Origin of the sequence: Paenibacillus aceti, from assembly GCF_003614185.1 — a bacterium.
GTDB lineage: Bacteria > Bacillota > Bacilli > Paenibacillales > Paenibacillaceae > Fontibacillus > Fontibacillus aceti.
Map to the genome: position 1 here is coordinate 1,179,796 of NZ_KZ987724.1, position 25,532 is coordinate 1,205,327.

A 25,532-nucleotide genomic window follows, 5' to 3' on the forward strand; every position below is an offset into this window, starting at 1 on the left:
AGCTAGTCCTGTCTGCGCAGAAATCTGCGGAGCAGCACATAGACGGCCAGCATATGGACTCCCGTGCCTGCCAGCATAAGAAGCAGTGCTCGCCATGGCTGGCCTCCATGTCCAAGCTTCAGCAACTCGTAAACCCAATAGGCAGGAAAAATAGCAAACCCGTACTTCAGGGGCGAGCCGATAAACCAGGCTGCGGCGGGAACAGCAACGAAAAGGCCGGCTCCCTTGGTCAGAGCCAAGCCCTCCACTTTATTGGCTGCATAGGCTACCAGGAACAGGGCGATGAAGGGGGCCTCAAGTGCAGCCATCGGCAGCAAATAGAAGAGCTGAGCAATCGATATAGGTGCTGGAGCCGCACATAACAGCAAGACAGCATCATAAATGACGGACAGAACAACCGCAGCAGCAAGTCGGCAGACCAGATAACCTCTGCGGGACAATGGAGTTACGGCATAATATTGAATCAAATACTCGTCGCGCTCGTCCAGCATCATGAATCCGCACATGCAGCCCAGTATCAGACTGACTAGCAGTAGCGAGGCCCCTGTGATGAGACCATAATATTCGGATAAGTCAAAGGCAAAATACGATATCAAAACATCGTTGACGGCTGGCACCCCGAACCATACAGCAGAGATGAGCAACAGCGGGGCGATGAGATAGAAGAACAGCATGGCATCCCGGCGGACGAGCCGGAGATCACTTCGCAGCAGACGCAGTGCAGGAATCATGGACCATCACCTCCCATTTGCAGCATGATGAATTTCCGGAAGGAGTATCGAGCCCACAGAAAAGCCAGGCCGCTCCAGCCTGCCAGTAGAAGGATCGCGTAGATCCATTGTAATGGCGGAATCGGTTCAAAGACCGAACGGAGCAGAAGCAGCGAAGCCTGAGTCGGTAGTAAGTGATAGAGTGGTGTAGACCAGATTTGAAGATAATCAGACAGTGGCAGCACGAACACCAACGCAACCAGGGTGGACAGAAAAAAGAATCCATTAAGGGAGCGGCAGCGAAAAGCTACCCCCATCCCCGCCAGGGTGAAGAAAATGGATGTCATCACGACGCCAAGCATGAGCAGCAGCGGCTTCGTCGTAAATCCGAACTGGCTCACATGAATCATGTAACTGCTAAGAGCAGACAGAAGGGTAAGAGAGAGTGTTTTTGAGAAAATATATTCCTCTGGCTTGTAAGGGGTAACGAATAATGTATTGTGTATATCCTGACCTTTCTCCAGCAGCACCAGCCCGCCGATAAAGAAAAATCCAAGCATGCTCGGATCGGTAAATGTCAGTAGAATATTCGCCATCTCACGGGCAGAAGAAGGAAGGAACTGCAACAGAGCTATGTAAAACAGACTGATCACCAGATAAGCATAATAAAACCCGTGTCTAAATTGCAGCTTGATATCATAAGCAATGGCTGCGGTAAGTCTCATTCCAGCTTCCTCCCCGTCGCCTTAATGAATATATCCTCCAACGTAGCTTCCTCCGTATGAAGTGTCTCGATTCTCTCACGACCCAGCAATTGCACGAACTCCTGATTCGTTCCAAGCCCCTCCAGCTCGTAATATTCTTGATGGATCTGTTCATTCTTCCTATACTCCACTCGCACGCGCCTCTTTCCATGCTCCACCTTCAATTGGCGGGGGGAATCAATCAGGACGATTCTGCCATCTACGATAAAAGCGATCCGATCGCAAATATCCTCAGCAGCCTGCATGTTGTGCGTAGTGATCAGAACGGTTTTTCCGGCGGTCTTCATCTGTATAATCATTTCTTTGACCAAGCGGGCATTGACGGGATCAAGACCTGAAGTCGGCTCATCCAAAAATAAAATCTCCGGCTGGTTCAGCAATGCGCGGCATAGATTAAGTCTCATCTTCATGCTTTTGGAGAAATTGTCTACTTTCGTATGGGCATATTTCGCGAGTCCAACCCGATCCAGCAGTTCCTCAGGTTTGCTCGTTGTTCCTTGATACAGGGAACGAAAAAGACTCAGGTTCTCCATAGCGGTAAAACGGCCGTAAAAATTAGGAAACTCAAATGCTACACCAATTTTCTCGTAGTAATCCGGTTTGGTCTCGCGAACTTCCCGACCCAAGACGGTCACCTTTCCTTCATATTGCTTGAGAATGCCGATTAATATTTTTTGGGCGGTGCTTTTTCCTGCGCCGGATGGCCCCAAAAAGCCGAATATCTCTCCTTGCGGGATGGAGAAATCAAGGCCATGCAGCACCTGATCCTTGCTCCCGGGGTATTTATATCTCAAGTTCCGTACCTCAACCACCAATTCTGCGCTCCTTTCGAAAGGCGTGTGCATGATCCATGAAATACACGCGGTTCGCATTTATTTTCAATAATGAATTATAATTCACTTTTAAAATACGCCGATCCAGCTATGAAGTCAAGCAAATTATTCCTGACCTACTCCAAGTGCGTTGACAATTCAAGCCGTTCACGTCAATATTAATAGCGAATGGGGGTTCATTTAATGCAGGTTTTAAAAGAAGAGCTGCGGCAAGCTATGCTGCAGACCGCCCAACATATGTTCCTTGACCCCGGCTATGAGCAAACTTCCATGAAGGATATCGCTGCTAAGGTGGGAGTATCGGTCGGTAATCTATATCGTTATTTTCCTAATAAGGAAGCGCTGCTCGAAGCTGTGACAATGCCGGCATATGAACGTCTGCTGGAAATGATGGAGGATAGTGAGGACGCCTCGGAGGACAGTATCGCTGGCATTATAGATAAGCTGGAGGGACTGCTGGCGGAATTCTTACGCGAATATCGGCAGAGTCTGCTTATTTTATTGTATGGGAGTAAGGGGACCCGGCAGGAGGATGTCAAAAATGCACTATATAACCATTTCACCAAGCATGTGGAGATGCATTTTGCCGATTATAACCTGAAGGCTGTATCTGCTTCTGCGAAGCCACTAAATTCGGATGCTGCGCGCCCGGTGGCGATTGCTTTTATGGAAGGATTCTTTGAGATTATCCGGCTATATAGCGATGAGGAGCAGATCGTTCAGGCTGCCCGGGCCTATACCTCTATCTGGTTTACGGGACTGAAGCAGCTCCTATAATAAAATTAAAGGCCTGAACCCGGCGTAATACCGGACTCAGGCCTATCGATGATGTGTCAGTTAAAGCTTCATTTATGCTCGCTTGGTCGCTTGGGCGAACCGATCTTTGATCTGTTTGTTGTTACGCTTCACAGCTACACGCTGCTCCTGCAATATTTGCGAAGAATTCTTCTTAGAGGGAGCGAACAATAATGCTTCCTTGGGCTGAATTCCGATCGCCTTGCTAACCCGTCCGTTCTTGGATACGAATACACCGCTACCCACGCTGCATCCCTCCTAAACAAAGTTTAATGAACTCGATAATTGCTGGGTTTTTACTTATTATAGCATGGTTTACACTTTCTTTATAGCGAATAAATCTCCTATGATCCCAATTAGGCTCAGCCGGATAATGCATGGTAATGACATAAGGCCCGGAGCGGATACAATAATAGAACATATTCTTGGCGGCGGTGAAGAAGACCTGCTCTTCTTGATCGCCTAGATGGTAAGTCAGAACAGCATAAGAACTCTTGTTGTCAAGCTTGTAATGCGGCGGGCCGTGCGCTTTGCCGACTTTGGCTACAAGTATTAGCTGATCCTCCTGTTTCACATAGAGTGTCACCGCCGAGCAATCCCCATAGCTTCCCACGCATTCCGTCATATATTTCCCATAGCCATGTTCGATCATACCGCCGCAGGCGCGCTCCATCATCTGACTCAGGAACTGCTTGGCATTGTGGAAACCGCAGATCTGCAGATGCGGCATTAAGTCGTTGATCAGGTCGAAGGCATCGTCCAACTGCTCTAGTCTTGTACCGCTTAGCTGAATCGATTCCTCTAGCGGCAGCAGGAGAGAGCCTCTGCGCAGCAAATCACTGAAGTAGCTTCGCCAGTCGATAGGCACACCTAACGATAAATCATCGATATAGATGCTGCGAAGGATCATGTCGTAGAGGAAGTACCATACATAAGGATCGATATGTCCTGGAACCTGGCTATGCTGCCGAAGTGCATCCATCATATGAAGCGGGGAGGGGAAACGTTCCTCTTCGTTTATGTAATTATCGATATATTGATCCATCAGCGGCTTGACCGTGCCGAAGAAGATCCGCTTCACCTCTACGTCGGCAAATACCAGAATCGTCGTCTCTTGCTCCTGCGCCTTGATAAATTCCAGATGCGTGATGGTCCGTTCCGCAGCAGCATCATAGGTGCCAGCTTTGCTGCCGATGAACAGGAGATAAATATCACATTGCTCGACAGCCTGCAGGCAGAGCGTCACCGGATCTGCATTGGCAATCCACGGGCCGATATTCTCTTCCCACATCACCGGCTCATGGCCCAGGGCTTGAAGCTCTTGATACACACTCTTACGGAGCGGCTTCAATCCGTCCTCGTTTACAGAACTTATGAATATTTTCGTTCTTGGCAAGGTAGGTCACAACTCCCTAAACTCTTTTTTCCAGTATAACCCATTCTTGTGCAGATAGAAATATCGTGATAACCGCATTGGTGCTTACTTTTTGAAGGCTGATAACTTTTTTTGAAAAAATACTTGCATTGGGCCGATGACTTATGTAATATATAAATATAAGTTGCTGAGTAATTGTTAGTAGGGAACTTTTATTTTAAAAACGGCCTTGAGCCCGCTTGAATATCCGGTGTTTTTCAGGTCACAATAAACTACAAAAATGGATAGGAGAATGAATTACATGAGTCAATTTATCGATTTGTTGAAGAACAGACGTAGTGTGTATGGAATTAGCAAGGAGCAAGTGATTTCCGATGAGAAGATCGAAGAGATCGTAAAGGAAGCAGTTCTGCATACTCCATCCGCTTTTAACTCGCAATCTTCCCGTGTATTGGTGGTTCTGCATGAACAGCATGATAAACTGTGGAATCTGACTAAAGAAACTTTGAAGAAGGTCGTACCTGCTGAAAACTTCGGACCAACGGCTGAGAAAATGGCTGGATTCCGCGCTGGTTCTGGTACCGTGCTGTTCTTCGAAGATCAAGCGGTAGTGGAAGGCCTGCAACAACAATTCGCGCTTTACAAAGACAATTTCCCAATCTGGTCTAACCAATCCAATGGTATGCTGCAACTGGTAGTCTGGACTGCACTGGAGAATGAAGGTCTTGGCGCTTCGCTCCAACACTATAACCCATTGATCGACGATGCTGTGAAGGCGGAATGGAATATCCCAGCTTCCTGGAAGCTGATGGGACAAATGCCATTTGGTAAACCAACGGCACAACCTGGAGAGAAGCAATTCGCACCGATTGAAACTCGTCTGAAAGTGGTAAAATAAGCTAGCTAGAGTATTTGTGAGAATACTTTAAAATAAGGCGTGAGCTGATAAAGGTTTTTGATTGCGTGGTTAGCTCGTGGGGCAATATTCCGTTCCTGCGTAGTGACAAGGCATGAGAAAGCCGTTATCGGCTCATGCTTTTTTAAAATGCCTGCGATTATGCAGGCTTTTGATAAAGGTATGGCTATTGAGAGCGTGCGATAGAGGCTGCCTTGGTGCTCATCAAGTTGTAACGAAACTAGGTATCGCTATTTGCATCAAAAAGAGTGATTTTAATATTTAACGAAACTGGGGATCGTTATTGCGGCGAAAACAGGGTTAAATGGTCGATTTTGACTCAGATAGCGATATGGTGTTTCGTTAGATTTGAGTAGGGGCTAAATTTGCCTAAATAACGATATGGTGTTTCGTTAGCGCTCCGGGAGAACTTGCCAGTGCTTTTCAACAGGCTAAGATGCTGATTTTTGCAGGTGTTGGTTGGTGAAAGCTTCTGGCGACGAGGCACCCCCATCCCGAAATGTCGAAATGTCGTTTACCCTTCATAAGAAGGTAGTCTGCCTATACAAAGGTCGAGCTTAGGGTACGAAAGAGTAACCCCGGCTCGACCTTTTGTGCATCTAAAACTTAACTCGTAATGCTTAGCACTTTCCTGAATTCTTCTGTCAGCAAAGGCACGACCTCGAACAGATCACCCACGATGCCGTAATCGGCGACTTTGAAGATCGGAGCCTCCGGGTCCTTGTTAATAGCGATAATGATGCGGGATTGGCTCATACCCGCCAAATGCTGAATCGCACCGCTAATGCCGCAGGCGATGTAGATCTCAGGCGTAACGACTTTGCCGGTCTGGCCGATTTGCAGCGAGTAGTCGCAATATCCGGCATCACAGGCGCCGCGGGAAGCGCCGACCGCGCCCTGTAGCAGCTCCGCCAGTTCCTCCAGCGGCTGGAAGCCGGCTTTGCTCTTGACTCCGCGCCCTCCGGAGACGACGACCTTGGCTTCGGTCAGGTCGATTCGTCCGATGGATTTGCTGACCACCTCTTTAATTACGGTGCGCAGCGAAGGGGAAGGGCTGTACGTCAGCTCGCTGATCTCCGCTGGTGCAGGCGTAGGCTGAGCTGGGGTAATATTGTTCGGCCGGATCGTGATGATTTGGGGCGAAGCAGTAAATTTCCGGTTCTCAAAAGCCTTCCCGGCGAACAGCGGCCGGGTGTAAGACACGGTGTCGTCCGTCTGGGCAATCGCGATGACATCGGAGATTTGTCCGGCGTTCAGATGAGCGGCAGCTTGCGGAGCAAGATCGCGACCGATCGCCGTATGGCCGAAGAATACAGTATGAGGCTGCAATTGATCGAGCGCCGGGGCGAGAGCGGCCAGATAGGCCTCAGCTTGATACATCGCTAAATCCGGATGATCGATGACCATAACTTGGTCTTTAACATAGCGGGCCAGTTCAGTGGCAGCTTCCTGCAATTGATGTCCTAGCAGCAGCGCAATCAGCTTATCCTCATCTCGGCTTGCCAGGACGGCGGCTTGAACAGCTTCCAGACTAACCTGGCGCAAGCGTCCGCCCCGGGTCTCGGCGACAATAACATAGGTATTTCCCATATTGATATTCCTCCTTATCTTCTATTCCCTATCATTCATGAACTCGCAGTTATATAGCTTTTTCTTCATTTCTGAGTAAGTTAACTAATTCGGAGGTTTGCTCCTGGGCTGTTCCCTGGAGTATGCGCCCGCTCTTGCGGGCGGCAGGCAGGGAGAGACTGAGGCGCGTTGTTCTAGGTGCGATCTCGGCATCCGTAAGATGAAGCTGCTGCAGATCCAGGGTGAGGAATGGCTTCTTCTTGGCCTTCATAATGCCGGGCAGGGAAGGATAACGTGGCTCATTAAGGCCTTGCTGGGCCGTGAATAGGGCAGGGAGACTGATCTCTAGTGTCTCGGCATCCCCTTCCGCGTCCCGGATGACCGTCGCTTTATTTTGCGAAATTTGCAGTTCCGTAATGGCCGAAGTATGAGGAATATCGAGTAATCTGGCCAGGCGAATCGCGGTCTGACCGCCACCGCTGTCCACGGAGAAGTAGCCGCCGAGAATGAGGTCGAAGGCTTTGTCACGGAAATAAGCAGCCAGTAGGGTAGAGATACTGAATTCATCATAGTCCGGATGATCACTTGCGATCAGTACGGCTTCATCAGCTCCCATAGCCAACGCTGTCCGCAGCGCCTCGGCAGCTCTCTCTGGACCGACGGAAACGACGGTAACCGTGCCCCCATGCTGCTCCTTGAGACGAAGTGCCTCCTCCACAGCGTACTCATCATAGGGATTGACGATAAATTTGACTCCATCCTCGGCGATCTTGCCGTCTTGAATGCTGATTTTCTCCTCGGTGTCAAAGGTTTGCTTAAGGATTACGAAGATGTTCATTGATCCTACTCCTTTCAAAATATGATGAGAGGCAGTTCAAGAAGTTCAAGAAGCTTGCAGTTGATTATGAAGGAATTAATCAAGAAGCGGTCTTGGGCTTCGATTCTTGAACGGGCCTACTTCAAACCTCGTATGAAGAAATCAACGGTGTTCGGGACTTGTGCGATTAATGAGTACTTCTGTCCTGAGATAAGCCAGGACGTAACGACTTCGTCCATCGCTCCGAAGATAAGCTGACGCGTCAATCTCGTATCAAGATCTTGGCGGAAGCTTCCGGCTGCGACGCCCTTAATAAGAATATGCTCAATTAACTGAATATAGGGCTTCACAGCCTGACCGATGGCCTTGCGTAGATCCATAGAGCTCTGCCGCAGCTCGATCTGGGTGACATAGGCGAGATGAATATTCTCTTCGAGTAGGGAGAAATGGATATGGCATATTTTGTACAAGGCTTCCTCGGAGCTGTCCTCATCGGAAATATTGTTCTTGAACGAATCGACCAGGCTGCCCAGGCGATTCTGGAACAGGGAAATAAGGATATCTTCCTTGTTCTTGAAATATAGATATATCGTACCGTCGGCTACTCCTGCCTCCTTGGCGATTTTGGCTACCTGCGAGCCGTGAAACCCGTTCTCGGCAATGACTCTTTCGGCGGCATCCAAAATCATTTCAAATTTTTCCTGTTTTCTACTTGTCATCTTGACACCTCAATGTTAAAATTTGAATCGAATGAATGAACAATCATTCATTTTTTCTTCATCTTAGGTGAAAGCGCTTATGTTGTCAAGACGAATTACGTAATTCAATAAGGAGGGCGGGTGAAGTAAAAGTGTGGCAAATACTGCAATGGACTTTGTTTCTGCTGGTAACGGGCTATGCCATTTTTCTGTTCTGCAAAGCGGTATATCATCGTTATCTATACATGAAACTGGGACGTCCAGTGGAATTCCGAGCCAGAAGCAGGCTCTCCTGGAGCAGCCTGAGCGAATTCTTTGGCCAGGTGTTCGGTCAGCGAAAATTGCTGAAGGACTGGCGCAGCGGGATCATGCATATCGTTATTTTTTACGGGTTCATTATTTTGCAGTTTGGCGCCATCGATTTGATTATCAAAGGATTGACTCAAGGGGGTCATCTACCGCTTCCAGCCTATGATCTGTTCGGGCTGAGCCAGGAAATTACGGTTCTGCTCATTCTGATCGCCGTGGGCTACGCAGCCTACCGCAGATACGGGGAACGAATACCTCGACTGAAGAAGGGCTGGAAGCCAAGTCTAGTTCTCATGCTAATCTCTTCAATCATGTTGACTGTACTACTCTCATTAAGCTTTGAGCGCATATGGTTCCAATTAGATCCAACTGTCTATGCACCCATATCCTCACTCCTATCTTTAGCGCTCAACCATCTGTCCACCGCTACTGCTGAAGTGCTATTCTACCTGTTCTGGTGGCTGCATCTTCTCATTTTACTTTTCTTCTTAGTGTATATACCTCAATCGAAGCATTTTCATTTAATTACAGCACCGATAAATATTTGGCTGCGCCGTACAGAATCGCCCGGGCGCCTGTCCAGCCTAGACCTGGAGGACGAAGAAGCGGAGAGCTTCGGGGCTGGAGCGATCACGGATTTCAGCCGCAAGCAGATGCTGGATTTCTATGCCTGCGTGGAATGCGGACGTTGCACGAATATGTGTCCGGCCTCGAATACGGGGAAAGCGCTGTCTCCGATGCATCTGATTACCAAGCTGCGCGACCATCTGACGGATGTCGGGGCCCAGCAGACTGGCAAATCGCCTTGGCAGCCCACATACGCCTTCGCTTCGGCGCAGGGGGTTACTCATAGGCTGAACGAGCGGAAGGATTCGCCTGTTGGCTGGCCTGATTCAGAGCTGCCGCTAGATAGCGGTGATGCTGGCGTCGCGATGCTGCAGATGTCTGCCGGTACGGAAGAACTGACTGCGAAGCCGGTTAGTCAAGGTAGTCAAGGCGGAGCTGTAACTGCGGAACATCCGATTACAGATATCCGCCCGACGCTGGATTGGCAATATGCAGCCTGGGGAACCCAGGAGCAGGGGCAAGCGGATTATACGGCGGCAGCAGAGCTGGAGCTGATCGGCGATGTCATGACAGAAGCGGAGATCTGGGCGTGCACGACCTGCCGTAATTGCGAGGATCAATGTCCGGTTGGTAATGAGCATGTCGATAAAATCATCGATCTGCGCCGTCATCTGGTACTCATGCAGGGCAGTATTCCGCAGGAAGGGCAGCGCGCGCTGCAAAACATCGAGCGCCAGGGCAATCCGTGGGGGATCAGCCGGAATGAACGGGTGCAGTGGACCGCTGAGATCGAAGGATTATCCGTACCTACGGTGCATGATAATCCGGACTTTGAATATCTTTTCTTCGTCGGCTCCATGGGCTCTTATGATCTACGCAGCCGCAAAATATCCCGTTCCTTCGCCAGACTGATGCTAGAGGCGGGGATCAATTTCGCCATTCTAGGAAATGAGGAGAAGAATTCCGGCGATACGCCAAGGCGCATGGGCAATGAGTTCCTGTTCCAGCAGCTGTGTCAGGAGAATATCGCACTGTTCCAGCAGTATGGAGTACGGAAGATCGTTACGGCCGATCCGCATGCTTTTAACACTTTTAAAAATGAGTATCCCGAATTCGGGCTGGCAGACGTCGAGGTGATTCATCACACCCAGCTGCTGGAGCGTCTTGTGAAGGAAGGTAAATTGGTACTGCGTCATGAGGTACGGGAGCGTATGACTTATCATGATTCCTGCTATCTGGGACGTTATAACGGGATCTATGATGCACCGCGAGAGATCTTGCGGCGGATTCCAGGCATGGAGCTGGCGGAGATGGAGCGTTCGCGTGAGGATGCGATGTGCTGCGGAGCGGGAGGCGGCCTGATGTGGATGGAGGAGACCTCAGGCAAGCGCATTAATGTGGCTCGGACCGAGCAAGCGCTGGAGGTATCGCCTACGATGATCGGCAGCGGATGTCCGTACTGTCTGACGATGCTGGAGGATGGGGTCAAAATGAAGGAGCTTGAGGTGAAGACGAAGGATGTTGCCGAGGTACTGGAGCTGTCGGTGTTCGGCACTGCGATGACTTGAGGCCAGGTCTGACATGGATGGGATCTCTGGCTTCTGACCGTAGACTACAGATTGCAGACTTTTGGGGGAGCCTGGCTTCTATAGCACTGGTATCGTTATTTGTAGTGGTGGATTGTTAATAGTGTGAATTTCACAAGTTTGGAGGTAAGCATGGATGAATAGATCGATTTCAAAAGCGGTCGTGATCGGTTCGGGCATCATGGGATCCGGAATTGCAGCTCAGCTGGCTAACGTGGGGATTTCCTGTACTTTGCTTGATATCGTACCTGCGGAATTGACAGAGGCCGAGAAGGCCAAGGGGTTATCGCTATCGGATACGGCAGTTAGAAACAGGCTGGCTTCAACAGCAATCACTGGACTAGTCAAAAGAAAGCCGGCACCGTTATACGATCCAGAGTTCGCGGCGCGCATTCGTCCCGGTAATCTGGAGGATGATCTGCATCTGATTGAGGATGCGGATTGGGTGATCGAGGTTGTAGTAGAGAATCTGGCAGTGAAGCAGGAGCTTCTGGCCAAGATCGAGCAACACTGGAAGCCTGGAGTGCTGGTCAGCACCAATACTTCGGGAATTTCGATTGAAGCGATGAGCGCAGGCAGGTCCTTGGAATTCCGTCGGCATTTCATGGGGACGCATTTCTTCAACCCGCCGCGTTATATGAAGCTGTTAGAGATTATCCCTGGCGAAAATACAGACCCGGCGCATGTAGCCAGGCTGCGTGAAGTGGCTGAGCGTGCCCTCGGCAAGACCGTCGTCATCGCTAAGGATACGCCGAATTTCATCGCCAATCGCATCGGTACGTATGGATTGCTCGTCACGCTGCGGGAGATGCTGCAGCAGGGCTATACCGTTGAGGAGGTAGATGCCGTTACCGGCCCGGCGATGGGACGTCCGAAGAGCGCGACATTCCGTACACTTGATCTGGTCGGTCTGGATACCTTCCTGCATGTAGCCGACAATGTGCGGGAAAATGTGCAGGATGCGGCGGAGATTGAAGTGTTTACCGTACCGGAGCCGCTTCAGAAAATGGTCAAACAGGGCTGGCTCGGGGAGAAATCGGGGCAAGGCTTCTATCGCAAGCTCAAAGAAAAAGGGGAGAGTAAGATCCTCTCTTTGAACTTGCAGAGCTTCGACTATGGACCGCAGGTGAAGCCATCCTCGGGTTCGCTCCAGGCGGCGAAGGCGGCCAAGGGCTCCCGCGCAAAGCTCAAAGCACTGCTGAGCGGCGGCGACCGCTATTCCGAGTTGGCCTGGAATGTGTTGAAGCATGTGCTGCTCTATTCCGCAGCCAAGCTCGGCGAGATTGCGGATAGCATTCGCGATATCGATGAGGCGATGAAATGGGGCTTCAATTGGGAGATGGGGCCGTTCGAGACTTGGGATGCCATCGGACTGGTTCCATCCGTGAGAAAAATGGAAGCGGAAGGGCTGCCGATTCCTAAGTGGGTGAGCGAGTGGATCGCAGCCGGAGGTACTTCCTTCTATAGAAGAGAGGAAGGGAAGCTGTTCCATGTCATGAGCGGAAGCTTCAAGGCGGTAGAGCAACCGCCGCAGATCATATCGCTGCGGGACTTGAAGGAGCAGAAGCGGGTGCTTAGAAGCAATACCGGAGCCAGTCTGATTGATTTAGGTGACGGCGTAGCTTGTCTCGAGTTCCATTCTCCTAACAATGCGATTGGTGAAGATATTCTGAGCATGATCACACAGAGCCAGGAAGAGATCAGGAAGCGCGACTACGCCGGCCTGGTCATTGCGAACCAGGGGCGTAACTTCTGTGTTGGCGCCAATCTGATGCTTCTATTAATGGAGGCTGAGGATGAGGAATGGGATGAGGTCGACGACATTATATCGCTGTTCCAGAACACGATGTATCAGCTGAAGCAGTTCGAGAAGCCGGTGATCGCGGCTCCACACCGGATGACGCTTGGCGGCGGTGTCGAGGCATGCCTGCCCGCGGATCAGGTCATCGCTACGGCGGAGACATATTACGGTCTTGTCGAAGTCGGCGTCGGTTTGATCCCGGCTGGAGGTGGCTGTAAGGAGCTTACCCTGCGGGCGAGCCAGCAGGCTCATTTGCCGGATGCTGATCTGCAGCCGTATATCAACCGCCTGTTCGAGACGATCGGCACGGCGAAGGTATCGAACAGCGGTCATGATGCGAAGCGCCTTGGCTATTTAAGGCCGAGCGACCGGGTAGTCGTTAACCCGGATTATACGATCCACGAGGCGAAGCAGGCGGTACTGCGATTGGCCGCTTCCGATTATGAGCCAACTAAGGCAAGCAAGCTGCGGGTCGTAGGCTCGGAAGGTAAGGCGATACTTCAGCTAGGCGCGATCAGTATGAAAGAGAGCGGTTACATTAGCGATCATGATCTGTTGATCGCAAAGAAGCTGGCACATGTATTGGCAGGAGGAGATGTTCCGGCCGGCTCACTTGTGAGCGAGCAATATATGCTCGATCTGGAGCGGGAGGCATTCCTTAGTCTGTGCGGGGAACCAAAGACGAGGCAGCGCATGAAGCATATGCTGACGAAAGGCAAGCCGCTGCGCAATTAGTGGGGAGGGATGAGAGAATGAGGGAAGCAGTCATTGTATCGTTAGCCCGGACGGCGGTCGGTAAGGCCAAGAAAGGCAGTCTCGTGCAGACTCGCGCCGATGAGCTGGGCAAAGCTGTTCTGGAAGCTGTTGTCGAACGGGCCAAGGGCCTGCAAAAAGAAGAGGTCGAGGACATTATTATCGGCTGTGCCATGCCGGAGGGAGAGCAGGGCTTGAATTTCGCCCGCATTATGGCGCTCTATGCGGGATTTCCGGTGACCGTTCCGGCCTTGACGATTAACCGCTTCTGTTCTTCGGGACTCCAAGCGGTGGCCTTCGCCGCCGAGCGCATTATGCTCGGGCATGCGGATGTGATCATCGCCGGAGGCGTGGAGAGCATGAGCCATGTGCCGATGGCCGGATTCAAAATGTCTCCGAATCCGCGGATCGTTGAGCAATATCCTGAGGTGTATATCGGGATGGGGCATACAGCGGAGCGTGTCGCTGAGAAGCATGGGATCAGCCGGGAGGATCAGGATGCCTTCGCCCTGCGTTCTCATCAGCGGGCAGCCGCTGCTATAGCAGCCGGGAAGTTTGCAGAGGAGATTATTCCCTTGCAGACGATGTCTGGTAATGTCGATGATTCCGGAAAGCTGAGATCGAAGGTCACGGTATTCGATACAGATGAGGGGGTGCGTGAGGACACTACGTTGGCCGCGCTATCCAAGCTGACGCCAAGCTTCAAGGCGAGAGGCACGGTGACGGCCGGGAATTCCTCACAAATGAGCGATGGCGCAGCCGCCCTGGTCGTGATGAGCAGGGAGAAAGCGGAGCAATTGCAGCTTGAGCCATTGGCGACTTTCCGCTCTTTTGCCGTAACGGGGGTTGAGCCGGAGCTGATGGGCGTCGGACCAGTCAAAGCGATTCCTAAGGCGCTGGCCATGGCTGGAATCAAGTCTGACGATGTGGCGCTGTATGAGATTAATGAAGCCTTCGCTTCACAATGCTTGCATGTGATCCGTGAGCTTGGGCTGGATGAAGAGAAGGTGAATGTGAACGGTGGTGCGATCGCCCTGGGTCATCCGCTCGGCTGTACAGGAGCGAAGCTGAGCGCTTCACTCATCTCGGAGCTGCGCAGACGCGGCGGCGGATATGGAGTCGTATCGATGTGTATCGGTGGCGGTATGGGAGCTGCCGGAGTGTTCGAGGTACACGGGTAGTTTACATGCTACAAACCTCTAACGAAACGTGGTATCGCTGATATATCCTCTATTTTGGCGACAATAGCGATCTGTAGTTTCGTTAGAGTGACAATAATCCAATGAATTTTTTCAAGGAGGAGAGGTTTGAATGAGTCAGCAAAGTATTAATAAAGTACGGGGCGGCAGCTTCGTAATTGAGGACGGAGATTTCCACAGTGTCGTTACGCCGGAGGATTTCACGGAAGAGCAGCGTATGATTGCGGATATGACGAAGCAGTTCGTACAGGGGGAGATCGCTCCGCATGATGAAGAGCTGGAGAATCTGGACTATGATCTGACGGTCAAATTGCTCCGTGAAGCCGGTGAGCTAGGCCTGCTGGGTGCGGATGTGCCGGAGAAATACGGCGGCATGGGACTGGATAAGGTCAGCACTACGCTGATCAATGAGAAGCTGACTAAGGCCTCCTCCTTTGCCCTGTCCTTCGGGGCGCATGTCGGGATCGGGACGCTACCGATCGTCTATTTCGGAACTGAGGAACAGAAGCAGAAGTATCTGCCAGGCTTGGCTAGCGGGGAGAAGATTGCTGCTTACTGTCTGACGGAGCCTTCCTCCGGCTCGGATGCGCAGGGCGCCAAGGCGACGGCCCAATTGTCCGAGGATGGAACTCATTATATATTAAATGGTACGAAGCAGTTCATTACCAATGCCGGGTTCGCGGATGTTTTCATTGTCTATGCCAAGGTAGATGGGACACAGTTCAGCACTTTTATTGTGGAGCGCTCCATGGAGGGAGTCAGCATCGGTCCTGAGGAGAAGAAGATGGGGATCAAGGCTTCATCCACCTGCCCACTTATTCTTGAAGATGTCAAGGTGCCGGTCGAGAATCTGCTTTGGGAGGTAGGCAAAGGGCATCTGATCGCCTTTAATATTCTGAACATCGGTCGTTTCAAGCTGGCGGCTGGGTGTGTCGGAGCGTCCAAGGATGCGATTGAGCTTTCGGCTCAATATGCGAACGAGAGAACCCAATTCGGTGTAAAAATATCCTCCTTCCCGCTGATCGGCAAGAAGCTGGCCGACATGAATATTCGCACTTATGTGCTGGAGAGCATGGTTTATCGGACGGCCGGATTATTCGATACCGGGGTTGCGGAGGCAGATCCTGGCGCTACGGATGTCGGTTACCACTCCGCCAAGGCGATCGCCGAGTATCAACTGGAATGCTCGATTAACAAGGTATTCGGCTCGGAGACGCTGGATTTCGTTGCCGATGAAGGGGTGCAGATCCACGGTGGATACGGCTATACCAAGGAGTACCGGGTCGAGCGGATCTATCGCGATTCACGGATCAACCGTATCTTCGAAGGTACGAATGAGATTAATCGGCTGCTGATTCCTGGTACGCTGATGAAGCGGGCGCTCAAGGGAGAATTGCCTCTGCTGCCGAAGGCGATGGCGCTGCAGGCAGAAATGATGGAGCGGGTCAGTCCTCCAGAGGGCGATGGCGTTCTGGAACAGGAGGCCCATCTGCTGAAGATGGCTAAGAAGATCTTCCTGCTCGTGGGAGCCGGCGCCGTGCAAACTTATCAGGCCAAGCTGGAGCAGGAGCAAGAGATATTGGGTAATCTTGCCGATATCATGATCTCGATATTCGGGATGGAGAGCGCGCTGCTCAGGACGCAGAAGAAGATCAGTCAGAGTTCTGAAGAGAAGGCGAAGCTGGCTATTCTGATGACCACAGCTTATATTAATGAGGAATTTGGTCGTATTGAGGGATGGGCGAGAGAGGTGCTAACGGCGATGGCTTCCGGCGATATGCTGCGGACACAGCTCTCCGTCTTGAAGAAATGGGCCAAGAGGTCTCCGCTCAATTTGATCGCTATAAAGCGGGAGATCGCCGCTCAAGTTATCCAGGCGGAGAATTACGTCTCATAAAGACCATTTGAAATGGAGGTGGAAGGGATGGGTGCAAAACCTTGGCTGCAACATTATCCCGCCGAAGTACCACCGACCTATGATTATCCGCAGCAGCATTTGGCACAATTTCTAGTGGATTCAGCGCAACGATTTCCCGAGCAGACGGCCCTTGATTTCATGGGAGCGAAGACATCCTACCGGACTTTATTGGATAAAACCTATCGCTTCGCGAATGCACTGCGTAATCTTGGAGTACAGCAGGGGGATCGTGTAGCAATTATGCTGCCGAACTGTCCACAGGCGGTGATCGCCTATTATGGCGTGATGTTGATCGGCGGAGTGGTCGTCATGACCAATCCGCTGTACATGCCGCGAGAGGTGGAATACCAGTTGAGGGATTCGGGAGCGCGGGTTATCGTAACGCTGGATCTTCTCGTGGATCGGGTTAATAAGGCGATGGAGCAGCACCCGCTCGATTATACAATCGTGGCGAGAGTGCAGGATGAGCTTTCTTTTCCAAAAAATATGCTGTACCCGTTAAAAGCCAAAAAGGACGGAACAGCGGTGAAAGTGAACTACAATGAGCGCATCATCTCCTTTAAGGAGATGATCAAAAAATTTCAACCCGTTCCTTACATGGCACCTATCGATACGGAGAATGAGCTGGCCCTTATTCAGTATACCGGGGGGACGACGGGCTTCGCCAAAGGGGTTATGCTCACACATCGAAATCTGATCGCGAACACGGTCCAGACTCATCTATGGTTCTATCGCTATCGGGTTGGCAAAGAGAGATATTTGGCAGCGCTTCCTTTTTTTCATGTGTTCGGAATGACGGTGCTGCTGAATCAGGCCATCTCTCTCGGGGGGACATTGATTCTGCTGCCGCGATTCGAGATCAATCAGGTATTGAAGACGATTGACCGTGAGCGGCCCACGGTGTTCCCAGGCGCGCCGACGATGTATGTGGCGATTATCAATCATCCGGAGGTCGGGAAGTACGATCTGTCTTCCATTCAGGTCTGCATTAGCGGTGCGGCGCCGCTGCCGCTGGAGGTACAGAACCGGTTCGAGGAACTGTCCGGCGGGAAGCTGATCGAAGGGTATGGTCTTACAGAGGCTTCGCCGGTGACGCACGCCAACAATATTTGGGAGAAACGGAAGAATGGCTCGATCGGTATTCCGTTCCCGGACACCGAGGCGATGATCGTCCAGCCGGATACGCTGGAGGAGGTGCCGCTCGGCGAGGTCGGGGAACTGGCGGTGAAAGGCCCGCAGGTGATGAAGGGGTATTGGAACCGGCCGGAGGAGACTTTTAAATGTCTGCATAACGGCTGGCTGCTCACTGGTGACCTGGGCAAGATGGATGAGGACGGGTTCTTCTATATTCTGGATCGACGCAAGGATATTATTATCGCTGGTGGTTACAATATTTATCCGCGTGAGGTAGAAGAGGTATTATTCGAGTTCCCGGGTGTAGAGGAAGCGATTGTCGCCGGAATCTTTGATCCTTACCGGGGGGAGACGGTTAAAGCATTCATCGTAGCGCAGAGCGGAGTGAAGCTGAATGAGGCGGAATTGAAAAAGTTCTGCAAAGAGAGGCTGGCAGCTTACAAGGTTCCTAAGGTATATGAGTTCCGGGATAGTCTGCCGAAGACGATGGCGGGCAAGGTACTGCGCCGCAGACTGATTGAGGAGGAGCAGGCTAAGTCAGATAAGGAACAGAAGTGATCGATCCGTAGGATGATCTGAAATGGTAACGCATGATGCTGCTTGTCGCAGTAGGTCGAGTTTACATGTTTATATGGGGGAGTCAGGGAATAGGGGAGTTATAGGTAAGTATTTTTGGAAAGTAGCCATGGACTTATTAGATTTCGTAAAAGGTTGAACGGCTGAGCTGTTCTGTTGGCGAATTGAGCTGTTGAGTGCAGCTTAAAGCAGTTCTAAGGGGAAGGAGGGGGCGGGGTGGAAGCAGATGAACACCATAAGGAGACCCATATGCAGGAATGGGATCGTCTCTCCAAGGGAACCTTCTGGGATTATCTCGGCTCTCAGGTGGAGACGGTAGATGAGCGTCATGTCGTTGTCACGCTGGAAGTTAAGCCGCATCATCATAATTTGATCGGGATCGTCCATGGTGGGGTTCATGCCACGCTGCTAGACTCGGCTATGGGGCTTCTGGCGATGGTAAACCGGCCGGGTTGCAAGGTTGTGACGACGAATTTGAACATGAATTATGTGGCCAAATCGAGTACCGGCCGTATGATTGTCAGCGCCGAGCTGATCCATTCGAGCCGCACTATGATCACAGCCCATGCCTTTGCCAGAATGGACAATGGTGATCTATGCGCCTTCGGAACCGGCACGTTCCGGGTAAGTTGAAGGAGGCGCTTGCCGAGCGGCAGGAAGGTTGAACCGGGTGGTAACAGCATAGTGGAAGTAGCATTATGAAGTACGAACTGGCTGGAAATAGCATTGCATTATGAAATATGAACTGACTGGCAACAGCATAGCGGACTTAAGTAGGGGCAGTGCGGGAGAAGGGTTCCGGCGCTGCTCTTTATTTTCGCTTGTTGAGAGTTCAAGAGTTGTATAAACTGGTAGTAATTGCATGAGGAGATTTCCGCGACTTTCGGTTAGCTGCATAGCTTAGGTTTCTGCAAAGCCTGCATTTATGCAGGAATTTTGCCAATTGGAGGCCTCGAAAGAGTAAATTCCTGCGATAATGCAGGTATTTTCTCTACATCGGCCCGATTTTGCGAGAATTGGAGGAAAAGCCTGCACATTTGCAGGAATTAGCTTAAGAACAGGTCGGTTGGAGCTGAAAACCTGCATATTTGCAGTTTTGAACCTTGCCTGGGAGTGTTTACGAGAGTCGTAAAACTTATTCCAAATGAGAGGAGAGATGTTATTGCCTTGGCCTATGGTACATTTCGCGGTATCGGAGGAGCTGGCTGCTGGTCAAGCTTCCCCTAATTTGTTGCTAGGCAGTATCGCCCCTGATGCTATTCATGTGAGAGGAAATATTACGAGGGCTGAGAAGGGTCGAACCCACCTTGTACAGAACGATATTCTGCCCGAGGCGGAACAAATTTTTGAGAAGTGCACAGAATATTTGCGGAAATGTTCGGAGCCGGGAGGGAAGGATTTTATAGTAGGGTAGCATGGCTGCAGGATCAGAGGAACGAGCCTCAAATCACGCCTGGTTATTTTCAGATAGACGAGATAGAACGATTCGTTAAGGCAACGGCTGGGGAATGGAAGCGATGGTTCGGGGAGGAATACTTAAATGGAAGAACATATGAAAAACAAGTTTGAAAAGTACGTAACAATAAGACCCATAACGTTAGAGGATTATAGTGTTGTTGTCGATTGGAGCAGGGATAAGGCGTTTTGTTCCGCCAATGGGTGGGAGCAAAATAGAAGTAATGAGGAGATATATCGCTGGTGGAACCTTTGTGTCAGCGGTGAAATAGAAAATTTCATTCGAATGGGAATAGAGTGTGATGGAAGACTTGTTGGTTATGCAGACTTGGCCAATATTCAAGATAACACGGCTGAATTGGGAATAGCAATTGGTGAGAGTGCCCTTTGGGGGCAAGGGATTGGGCGTGCTTCAGCGATGCGTATGATCGAGTTTGCTTCAGAAGAGCTAGGGCTAGAAATTATTGATGCTGAGGTCAATCAAGACAATATCCGTTCCAGAAGGATGCTTGAAAAAATAGGATTCAAAGAAGTTAGTAGACTTGGCAGTGAGGAATACATGGGGGTACAGGGTCCCTTAATTCAGTACCGATTCATTCAATGATCTGAACGTTTTTCCAGAGTATAGGCGGAGAAAAGTTGCCAGTCAATTATTCGATGAATTCGAGCGGATCGTCAGCGAAACTTCCCGGTATATCGGGCTAGGTGTCGGGTTATATAAGGATTACGGAAATGCGCAGAGAATGTACATGTCTCGCGGATATGTGGCGGACGGCAACGGTATGACCTATAAGAATGTCCCTGTCATCCCAGGCAAGTCTGTCGTCGTTGATGATGAACTAATAATTTATCTAGTTAAAGATTTATGGGATGAAGCAAGAGGATAGAGGACGGGTGAGCCTTGCGAAAGGATGGGATCATGAAGAAGATACTTGCTATTTTAGGTATAATGATCGTTGTTCTTGGGATAGTTGGCCTTCCATATCGTTATTATCATTCTCTTACTCCTTCAATGACAGCGGATGATATTCAAATGATGGGAGGCATCAAGCCTTATGACGAAGATCATTTACTGGTAGAGCTTGAGGTAAATAGACTTCATGATGAACCAGCCCATCATTTTATTTACCCGATTGCGAAGGGATTAGGGAATATTAGTTTCATACATGAAGATGGTCTGTATGCCCCCAATTCTGTAGGTACTGATTATGTAGCCGAAGAGATCTTAATAAATCAGATGGACAGAGAGCGGAGTATCGATAGTATTGGGTTTGCAATCCCTGATCAGCAGGGAAAGTATAAGCTCAAATTTACAATGCAGATAATAGGTGACTCATCCAGAATGAAAGATCTTGCTCTATACTATATACATATGGAAAAGAAACTGGGCAAGGATCTGAGCTGGGTGAAGAAAATTACGCTACAACGTTGAATGCATGACACCATAAAAAAGCCCCGGACCATAAAGTCCAGGGCTATACTAACTATCTCCGTACAGCTTCAAACGTAAATGTCTGATTGCTGCTCGTTGGCTTTTGACCGTATACATAATCGGTAGAGCATACGATATTACTGAATCCAAGGTCTGCTAGGATTAGCTTGAATTCTTCGATGCCGAACCAGCGCAGTGCAAATCGCTGCAGCTCGGATTGGGCGAGCTTCCCTTCACGCCACTTCTCATATTTCAGATAGGAGACCGTGTAATTGTGAAGCAAATTAACTTCGACCAATTTGTCTTCTATCGTGATTACTTCGCCGGAAGGTAGCGCGTAGGTTGAGGTAGTGACTTTTCCGGGTTCCATCGTCTCGGGCAGGATTAGATCGATCAGAATCCGTCCCCCGGGAACAAGATGATCATGGAAGCATTGCAGAGCCTTGATCGAATCTTGACGATTCTCCACCAGACAGAAGGAGCCGGTTGGGATAATGATAGCTTCATACTTGTGAGGGAGTGTGAAATTTTGCAGTTCTCCTTCATACAATGCCGGGCTTAAGCCCCGTTCCTCACAACGCTTGCGGCAGGAAGCCAGCATTTCAGGAGAATAGTCGAGCCCATCCACAAGCAATCCTGCTTGTAATAGCGGGATTAGCATGCGGCCAGAGCCTACGGCTGCTTCCAGAATCCGGCCTTGGCAAGACTTAAGTCGTTCGAGATAGTATTCGATATCTCCGCCAATCGAGTAGCCTACAGGCTTGGTAAGATCATACACTTCCGTACATAAGTCACTATAATAACTGAACATTTCTTTTTCTCCTCCGTTTTATAAGACGGAAGGAATGATAATATAGGGTGAACCGATATTAAGCCTTCCGTCCCTCGAATTTTGGGGTGAGTTGGAAAGAGCTGACTGTCAACTAAATCGCCTACTTTCATTAAAATTAACCTAAATGTTACCATAGGATAGATCCATAAGCAATTACCCTCTATCATAAAAGGAGTCCAAAATCATGAAAATCATACTCATTGGGGCAAGTGGTTCTGGTAAGTCAACATTCGCGTACGAGCTTGGAGAGATCATGGACCTGCCGGTCTATCATTTGGATTATTATTTTTGGAAGCCGGGTTGGCAGGAGACTCCGCGAGAAGAGTGGGCTGAGTTCAATAGAAATCTGGTAAAAGAAAATCGCTGGATCATCGACGGGTACTACGGTAGAACGTTAGATATTCGATTGGAAGCGGCGGATGTCATCTTCTTCATGGATCTCTCGCCATGGATTACAACGTATAGAGTGATTAAGAGACGGATTCAGTATCATGGCAAAACTAGACGGGATTTGAATGAGGGCTGTCCGGAGTCTATCGATTGGGCTTTTATTAAATACGGTTGGAATTTCAGAAGAGATAAAAAGCCAAGAATAATGGAGAAGATGAAGAAGCATAGTGTGAATAAAAAAGTCATAATCATTAAACAGCCCAAGCAGGCTCGGCTCATATTAGATCAATTGAAAGAAAGAGGGCTAGCTTATTTGGATGAGATCGATGGTTATGAGTTCGGTCTTTAACGGGATGGTCGCTAAGTGTTTACTAATTCAAAATGGAGGATGAAGAATATGAAGGCAAAATATTTCATACTAGTCGCAATGCTGCTTGCTCTAATGTCGATGTTAACAGGCTGTGTACCAGGAGACGGAACGTATACTGCGCAAAATCAGGCCGGTTTCTTCTGGGGGATCTGGCATGGCTGGATTGCGCCGATCTCTCTAATTATCGGTGTATTTAACCATGACATCAGAATATATGAGGTGAATAATTCAGGCTGGTGGTACGATCTTGGCTATTACCTGGCTGTAATCAGCGGTTTTGGTGGGATTTCACTATTTCGCAAGAAGAAGTGAATAGATTACATGCCCTAATAGAAGGCTAATGAACTCTAACGAAACGTGGTAACGCTATTTGCGCCAAAAGGGGTTGCTGGAAATTGTAACGAAACAGGTGCTGCTTTTCGCAATTTAATGATTGACAGCAGCTGGGTTATATAGTAAAATGCGTATTGTATTATATCAAGGTAATTTTTACTAAAGGGGAGTTTTTGATGTCGGGGTTCGTTCTTAACTAAATCAAATTCCATACTTGAGGTTTTTCAACAGTCCGTACAGACCGTTCGCTTGAAATAGCGAGGTTTATTTTGTTGTGGGATTTTGAAGGGCTTCGGAATTAGTTAAGAACAGCGGATACATCATGGCCATATGGCTGCTTATTTATGTACATCCATCACATCCGTGCTGTTTTTCAGCGCGGATTTTTTAATTTAACTTCGGCCGAGGTGTTTGGTTGGAGGTGGGTGGTGTGTATGTAGGCAGCTCTAGCTCGATCAGAGGGCGGGATGACGTATGTTCATTCCTGCCCTTTTTCTGTTATACGGCAGAAATGATGGTCGCCTTAAGCAGATCCGCTGTTCTATAGGCAATCGGACAGAGCGCAGTTATTGAATCACAATCAAGAACGAACCCTTAGGAGGAAATTACATTGAAAACATATATAGAACAGGTAAGTCAACACATTAATTTGCAGGAAGGAACGCAGGTGATCGAGCAGTTATTGCTGGAATGCTATCTTAATCCGGGGATTTCCACGAAAGAGTTGGCGCGCAGGACTTTACTGCCGACCCCTGTGGCTGCGGCGATTAAACGGGAATTGATCAAGGCAGGAGCGCTGGTGCAGGATCGTGGCGTTCGCTGTTCATCTGACGGCTTGAACTGGATCGAACAGGAGTGGGGATACTACGGGCTGAATCAATCGTTATATCGCAGCTTGCTGCAAGAGACGGTGGACTGGTCTGAAGAGCTTCAGGATGTGCTCGATATATTAGAGGCGATATTTCCACTGCGGCCAACGGTGGATGTACAGATCGATCAATCCCAATGTACACCGGAGACGAGTCTGCGTCGGGCAGTTCTGTGCTTGAAGCAGCATACATTAATCGGCAAGCGGATTTTATGTGTTGGTGATGATGACCTAGTGAGCGTATCGATCGGCTTGCTGTTGCGGCGCTTATTCCCTGCTGACACTCATTCGGCAACACGAGTGGATGTACTCGATATTGATGAGAGATTTCTACAGTTTACCGAGGGAATTGCCTCCGATGCGAAGTTGCCGATTCACTGTCATCGCGTTGATTTACGGGAGCCGCTACCGGAGAAGCTACACGGACAATTCGACTGCTTCTTCACGGACCCTCCTTATACGCTGCAAGGGATGAGCTTGTTCGTGTCTCGCGGTATTCAGGCATTGAAGCCGCAGAAGGGGTTACCGATCTTCCTGTCCTTCGCACATAAGTCGCCGCCGTTCATGCTGGCTATGCAGCGTGAATTGCTTCATATGGGGCTGACTGTCAGCGCGAATTACCCTCGGTTCAACGCCTATGAAGGAGCGGAGATGATCGCCAACCGTAGTCAGATGTTCGTTCTGCGTACAACGGATCAGACGAAGCCGGAATATGCGGGGGAATTTACCGATGCGCTGTATACAGGCGAAGTGAAGCAGACGCTGCGGACTTACCGCTGCCGACAATGTTCAAGAGAAGTGCTTGTGGGTATGCAGGGCGAGTTCGCGACGATAGAGCAGCTTAAGAACGAGGGCTGTATTAGCTGTGGCCATGCCATCTTTGATCTGATCGCCAGAAAGACCGTGCTGCACGAGAAAGATGAAGAAAGAGCTTAAACGCATATAAATCCAATAACCTCAGATGCCCATCCTGGCGTCTGAGGTTATTCACATTCAGGATTCAAATGGCGACATATTGATCGGATGCAGAACTCCGCTTATGGCAAACGAGGCCTGACCTGTCTCCTCGGAGACGACCAGCACAAAAGCATCGCCGCGTTCCGTCAGACCGATCGCCGCGCGATGTCTGGTTCCCAATTTTCTATCAGTCACGTGAATGTTAGACAAGGGGAGCACATTAGCGGCGGACACGACGGTGTCAGAGCGAACCAGGACAGCGCCGTCATGAAGGGGATTGCCCGGGTAGAAGATCGATTCAAGCAAGGAATGAGTCAGTGTTCCGCCGATCGGTATATTGGATGTTATAAGGGATTCAAGAGGGTCGTTCCGCTCCACGACGATCAAGCGCCATGCTTGCGTTCGGATAGATTTTTTACACATATCGATAGATCCTGGTACTTCGGCCAACAAGCCGATATTATGCCGTGCTAATGAAGATAGTTCTTCAAGTCGCTGCTCCAAATGCTCTTTTAGCGGGGAAGAATTACAATTATTGTCGGGCATAATCTATAACCTCGATTCCCAGAAATCTG

At 49.8% G+C, this 25,532-nt stretch carries 23 protein-coding genes and 1 pseudogene; 14 read left to right on the top strand and 10 right to left on the bottom strand.

Features of this window, described 5'->3' with window-relative positions; genetic code table 11:
• Window positions 1-2: 2 nt before the first annotated feature.
• Genes BFJ94_RS05290 through BFJ94_RS05300 form a run of 3 tightly spaced genes read right to left on the bottom strand, consistent with a single transcriptional unit; the run spans window position 3 to window position 2,286 of the window.
• Complete coding sequence (locus BFJ94_RS05290) at window positions 3-731, bottom strand: Rv2686c family ABC transporter permease subunit (RefSeq protein ID WP_120461721.1); 729 nt, start codon at window positions 729-731, stop codon at window positions 3-5.
• Window positions 728-1,435 carry a fluoroquinolone export ABC transporter permease subunit gene (locus BFJ94_RS05295; protein WP_120461722.1) on the bottom strand — a complete coding sequence of 236 codons (708 nt, stop codon included), beginning with the start codon at window positions 1,433-1,435 and terminating at the stop codon, window positions 728-730. The genes BFJ94_RS05290 and BFJ94_RS05295 overlap by 4 nt, the downstream gene beginning before the upstream one ends.
• The gene (locus BFJ94_RS05300; protein ID WP_120461723.1) at window positions 1,432-2,286 is read right to left on the bottom strand and encodes an ABC transporter ATP-binding protein; all 855 of its coding nucleotides are present in this window, start codon (window positions 2,284-2,286) and stop codon (window positions 1,432-1,434) included. The genes BFJ94_RS05295 and BFJ94_RS05300 overlap by 4 nt, the downstream gene beginning before the upstream one ends.
• A 204-nt stretch (window positions 2,287-2,490) precedes the next feature.
• Between BFJ94_RS05300 and BFJ94_RS05305 the strand changes: the two genes are divergently transcribed.
• Window positions 2,491-3,084 carry a TetR/AcrR family transcriptional regulator gene (locus BFJ94_RS05305; protein WP_162944185.1) on the top strand — a complete coding sequence of 198 codons (594 nt, stop codon included), beginning with the start codon at window positions 2,491-2,493 and terminating at the stop codon, window positions 3,082-3,084.
• Window positions 3,085-3,156: 72 nt separating this feature from the next.
• On the opposite strand, the gene BFJ94_RS05310 is transcribed toward BFJ94_RS05305, so the two are convergent.
• Window positions 3,157-3,348: a hypothetical protein gene (locus tag BFJ94_RS05310; protein WP_120461725.1), complete on the bottom strand. Its 192-nt coding sequence runs from the start codon at window positions 3,346-3,348 to the stop codon at window positions 3,157-3,159.
• A complete protein-coding gene (locus tag BFJ94_RS05315; protein ID WP_120461726.1) occupies window positions 3,341-4,498 on the bottom strand; it encodes a DUF4062 domain-containing protein in 1,158 nt (385 codons plus the stop codon). Before BFJ94_RS05315 ends, BFJ94_RS05310 begins: the two co-directional genes overlap by 8 nt.
• A gap of 280 nt (window positions 4,499-4,778) precedes the next feature.
• On the opposite strand from BFJ94_RS05315, the gene BFJ94_RS05320 reads away from it, so the two are divergent.
• Window positions 4,779-5,375, top strand: a complete 597-nt coding sequence (locus BFJ94_RS05320; RefSeq protein WP_120461727.1) for a nitroreductase family protein — start codon at window positions 4,779-4,781, stop codon at window positions 5,373-5,375.
• Window positions 5,376-5,999: 624 nt separating this feature from the next.
• On the opposite strand, the gene BFJ94_RS05325 is transcribed toward BFJ94_RS05320, so the two are convergent.
• The 3 genes from BFJ94_RS05325 to fadR all read right to left on the bottom strand — a co-directional run bounded on the left by BFJ94_RS05325 (window position 6,000) and on the right by fadR (window position 8,498).
• Window positions 6,000-6,983 carry an electron transfer flavoprotein subunit alpha/FixB family protein gene (locus BFJ94_RS05325; RefSeq protein ID WP_120461728.1) on the bottom strand — a complete coding sequence of 328 codons (984 nt, stop codon included), beginning with the start codon at window positions 6,981-6,983 and terminating at the stop codon, window positions 6,000-6,002.
• Between the two features lie 49 nt (window positions 6,984-7,032).
• Window positions 7,033-7,800 carry an electron transfer flavoprotein subunit beta/FixA family protein gene (locus BFJ94_RS05330; RefSeq protein ID WP_120461729.1) on the bottom strand — a complete coding sequence of 256 codons (768 nt, stop codon included), beginning with the start codon at window positions 7,798-7,800 and terminating at the stop codon, window positions 7,033-7,035.
• A gap of 116 nt (window positions 7,801-7,916) precedes the next feature.
• The gene (gene fadR, locus BFJ94_RS05335) at window positions 7,917-8,498 is read right to left on the bottom strand and encodes a fatty acid metabolism transcriptional regulator FadR (RefSeq protein ID WP_120461730.1); all 582 of its coding nucleotides are present in this window, start codon (window positions 8,496-8,498) and stop codon (window positions 7,917-7,919) included.
• A 131-nt stretch (window positions 8,499-8,629) separates the two neighbouring features.
• On the opposite strand from fadR, the gene BFJ94_RS25745 reads away from it, so the two are divergent.
• From BFJ94_RS25745 to BFJ94_RS05385, 9 genes are all read left to right on the top strand, one after another.
• Complete coding sequence (locus tag BFJ94_RS25745; protein WP_229717076.1) at window positions 8,630-10,921, top strand: (Fe-S)-binding protein; 2,292 nt, start codon at window positions 8,630-8,632, stop codon at window positions 10,919-10,921.
• A 154-nt stretch (window positions 10,922-11,075) separates the two neighbouring features.
• A complete protein-coding gene (locus BFJ94_RS05345; RefSeq protein WP_120461731.1) occupies window positions 11,076-13,475 on the top strand; it encodes a 3-hydroxyacyl-CoA dehydrogenase/enoyl-CoA hydratase family protein in 2,400 nt (799 codons plus the stop codon).
• A gap of 17 nt (window positions 13,476-13,492) precedes the next feature.
• A complete protein-coding gene (locus BFJ94_RS05350; RefSeq protein ID WP_120461732.1) occupies window positions 13,493-14,674 on the top strand; it encodes an acetyl-CoA C-acyltransferase in 1,182 nt (393 codons plus the stop codon).
• Between the two features lie 130 nt (window positions 14,675-14,804).
• Window positions 14,805-16,589 (top strand): acyl-CoA dehydrogenase FadE, encoded by a 1,785-nt coding sequence (locus tag BFJ94_RS05355; protein WP_120461733.1) that lies wholly within the window; start codon window positions 14,805-14,807, stop codon window positions 16,587-16,589.
• Window positions 16,590-16,616: 27 nt separating this feature from the next.
• Window positions 16,617-18,302 (top strand): long-chain-fatty-acid--CoA ligase, encoded by a 1,686-nt coding sequence (locus BFJ94_RS05360; RefSeq protein WP_120461734.1) that lies wholly within the window; start codon window positions 16,617-16,619, stop codon window positions 18,300-18,302.
• Window positions 18,303-18,536: 234 nt separating this feature from the next.
• Window positions 18,537-18,953: a PaaI family thioesterase gene (locus BFJ94_RS05365; RefSeq protein ID WP_229717077.1), complete on the top strand. Its 417-nt coding sequence runs from the start codon at window positions 18,537-18,539 to the stop codon at window positions 18,951-18,953.
• Between the two features lie 529 nt (window positions 18,954-19,482).
• Window positions 19,483-19,734 carry a hypothetical protein gene (locus BFJ94_RS25750; protein WP_240431897.1) on the top strand — a complete coding sequence of 84 codons (252 nt, stop codon included), beginning with the start codon at window positions 19,483-19,485 and terminating at the stop codon, window positions 19,732-19,734.
• 126 nt (window positions 19,735-19,860) lie between these two features.
• On the top strand, window positions 19,861-20,379 hold the full coding sequence (locus tag BFJ94_RS05375; RefSeq protein ID WP_229717079.1) for a GNAT family N-acetyltransferase: 519 nt from the start codon (window positions 19,861-19,863) through the stop codon (window positions 20,377-20,379).
• A gap of 315 nt (window positions 20,380-20,694) precedes the next feature.
• Window positions 20,695-21,207: a hypothetical protein gene (locus BFJ94_RS05385; RefSeq protein WP_120461735.1), complete on the top strand. Its 513-nt coding sequence runs from the start codon at window positions 20,695-20,697 to the stop codon at window positions 21,205-21,207.
• 52 nt (window positions 21,208-21,259) lie between these two features.
• On the opposite strand, the gene BFJ94_RS05390 is transcribed toward BFJ94_RS05385, so the two are convergent.
• Entirely contained in the window at window positions 21,260-22,018 is a 759-nt protein-coding gene (locus BFJ94_RS05390) for a class I SAM-dependent methyltransferase (RefSeq protein WP_120461736.1), read from the bottom strand.
• A 205-nt stretch (window positions 22,019-22,223) separates the two neighbouring features.
• Here BFJ94_RS05390 and BFJ94_RS05395 point away from each other — a divergent pair, with 205 nt between their 5' ends.
• The 3 genes from BFJ94_RS05395 to BFJ94_RS05405 all read left to right on the top strand — a co-directional run bounded on the left by BFJ94_RS05395 (window position 22,224) and on the right by BFJ94_RS05405 (window position 24,936).
• Window positions 22,224-22,778, top strand: coding sequence for a DNA topology modulation protein (locus BFJ94_RS05395; protein WP_120461737.1), 555 nt, complete (start codon window positions 22,224-22,226; stop codon window positions 22,776-22,778).
• Window positions 22,779-22,826: 48 nt separating this feature from the next.
• Window positions 22,827-23,111: a hypothetical protein gene (locus tag BFJ94_RS05400; RefSeq protein WP_120461738.1), complete on the top strand. Its 285-nt coding sequence runs from the start codon at window positions 22,827-22,829 to the stop codon at window positions 23,109-23,111.
• Window positions 23,112-23,742: 631 nt separating this feature from the next.
• Window positions 23,743-24,936 (top strand): bis-aminopropyl spermidine synthase family protein, encoded by a 1,194-nt coding sequence (locus BFJ94_RS05405; protein WP_120461739.1) that lies wholly within the window; start codon window positions 23,743-23,745, stop codon window positions 24,934-24,936.
• Window positions 24,937-24,993: 57 nt separating this feature from the next.
• On the opposite strand, the pseudogene BFJ94_RS05410 reads toward BFJ94_RS05405, so the two are convergent.
• Window positions 24,994-25,400, bottom strand: a pseudogene (locus BFJ94_RS05410) (diadenylate cyclase); the annotation flags it as partial.
• Window positions 25,401-25,532: the final 132 nt, after the last annotated feature.